The sequence below is a fragment of the Streptomyces sp. SID5910 genome (assembly GCF_009862125.1).
Lineage (GTDB): Bacteria > Actinomycetota > Actinomycetes > Streptomycetales > Streptomycetaceae > Streptomyces.
In genome coordinates this window covers 1-2,120 of record NZ_WWHX01000132.1, presented here as the reverse complement: position 1 = coordinate 2,120, position 2,120 = coordinate 1, and the positions used below count along the sequence as shown (strand labels likewise).

Annotated in this window: 1 protein-coding gene; it reads left to right on the top strand. The window is 73.8% G+C overall.

Translation table 11 applies throughout. The features are described from left to right. The coding region (locus tag GTW67_RS04860) for a beta-ketoacyl synthase N-terminal-like domain-containing protein (protein WP_202436826.1) at positions 1–2,120 on the top strand (2,120 nt) is incomplete at both ends.

Genomic DNA, 2,120 nt, shown 5'->3' with positions numbered 1-2,120 from the left:
CTCTCGTCCGCCGATCACCCCCTGCTGGGCGCCGCCGTGACGCTGCCCGCCTCGGACGGGGTGCTGCTGACCGGTCGCTGGTCGCTGCGTACGCACCCCTGGCTCGCCGGACACTTGGTGCAGGGCACGCCGCTCCTGCCGGCTTCCGTCTTCGTCGAACTGGCGTTGCGAGCCGGGGACGCGGTCGGCTGTGACCTGGTGGAGGAGCTGACGCTGGAGGCGCCGTTGGCGCTGCCGGAGCGGGGCGCCGTACAGGTCCAAGTGGTCGTCGGCGGACCGGACGGGAACGGGGCGCGTTCCGCGGAGGTGTACACACGCGCCGAGGACTCCGGGGAGGGGCCCTGGACCCGGCATGCCTCCGCTGTTCTCCACACCGTGGCCGAGGGACACACGGCGGACGGCGAGCTGAGCGAGTGGCCGCCGGCCGAGGCCGAGACGGTGGACCTGGCCGGTTTCTACGACCGGCTGGCCGAGACCGGCGTGTCCTACGGTTCGGTGTTCCGTGGGCTCGAGGCGGTCTGGCGGCGTGGCGACGAGGTGTTCGCCGAGGTGACGCTGCCGCAGGCGGAACGAGCGGACGTGACCCGCTACGGGCTGCACCCTGTGCTGCTCGACACGGCCCTGCAAGCGGGCCTGGGCTCGGCGGCCCTGGACCGTGATGCAGCCGGGGACACACGGCTGCCCTTCGTCTGGCGCGGCGTGTCACTGTCCGCGACCGGTGCCTCGATGCTGCGGGTGCGGCTCGCGCCGGCCGGGCCCGACGGGTGGTCGGTGCTGGTCGCCGACGCGGCGGGAACGCCGGTCGCGACCGTGGACGCCCTGGTGACGCGGCCCGTGTCGCCGGAGCAGCTGACGGCCGTGACCGACCTCGCCCTCCGCGGCGCGGCCGACGGGCCGGGCCGGAACCACGTGAACCGGCGCGCGCTGGCCCAGGCGGCGGACGGGGACGAGTCGGCCCTGCGCCGAAGCCTGCTGCGCGCGGGGGAGGCGGAACGGCGACGAATCCTGCTGCGCCTGGTGCAGGACCAGGCCGCCGGAGTGCTCGGGCACGCCACACCGGACGGCATCGAGCCCGAACTCTCCTTCAAGGAACACGGCTTCGACTCCCTCACCGCGGTCCAACTGCGCAACCGGCTCAACACCGCAACCGGCTGCCGGCTGCCGGCCACCCTCATCTTCGACCACCCGACGCCCGTCGCCCTGGTCGACCACCTGTACGGCGAGCTGCTCGGCCGCCAGGACGACGCCCCCACGGCCCCGGCGCCCGCGGTCCGGGCCGCGTCGGACGAGGAGCCCATCGCCATCGTCGCGATGAGCTGCCGTCTGCCCGGCGGCGTCCGGTCACCCGAGGAACTGTGGGAGCTGCTGACCGAGGGCCGCGACGCCATCTCCGCGTTCCCCGCGGACCGCGGCTGGGACGTGGACGGGCTGTACGACACCGACCCCGAGGCGCCCGGGAAGACGTACACACGCCACGGCGGCTTCGTGGCCGACGCCGCCGGTTTCGACCCGGCGTTCTTCGGGATCTCACCGCGTGAAGCGACCGCGATGGACCCGCAGCAGCGGCTGCTCCTGGAGACCGGCTGGGAGGCGTTCGAACGCGCGGGCATCGACCCCGCGTCCCTGAAGGGCACCGAGACCGGCGTCTTCGTCGGTGCGGGCACGCACGGATACGGCACCGGCACCCACGACCCCTCGAACGGCGTCGAGGGCTACCTGGTCACCGGAAACGCCCTCAGCGTCACCTCCGGGCGCCTCGCCTACGCCTTCGGGTTCGAGGGCCCCGCCGTGGCCGTCGACACCGCCTGCTCGTCCTCGCTGGTGGCCCTGCACATGGCCGTGCAGTCGCTGCGGCGAGGCGAATGCCCGCTGGCCCTGGCCGGCGGCACCGCGATCATGTCCACGCCGTGGACCTTCGTCGGCTTCAGCCGTCAGCGTGGCCTGGCAGCCGACGGCCGCTGCAAGCCGTTCTCCGCCGCCGCCGACGGCTTCGGACCGGCCGAGGGCGTCGGTGTGCTTCTGCTGGAGCGGCTGTCGGACGCCCAGCGCAACGGCCACCAGGTGCTGGCCGTCATTCGCGGCACGGCCATCAACCAGGACGGCGCGAGCAACGGTCTGAC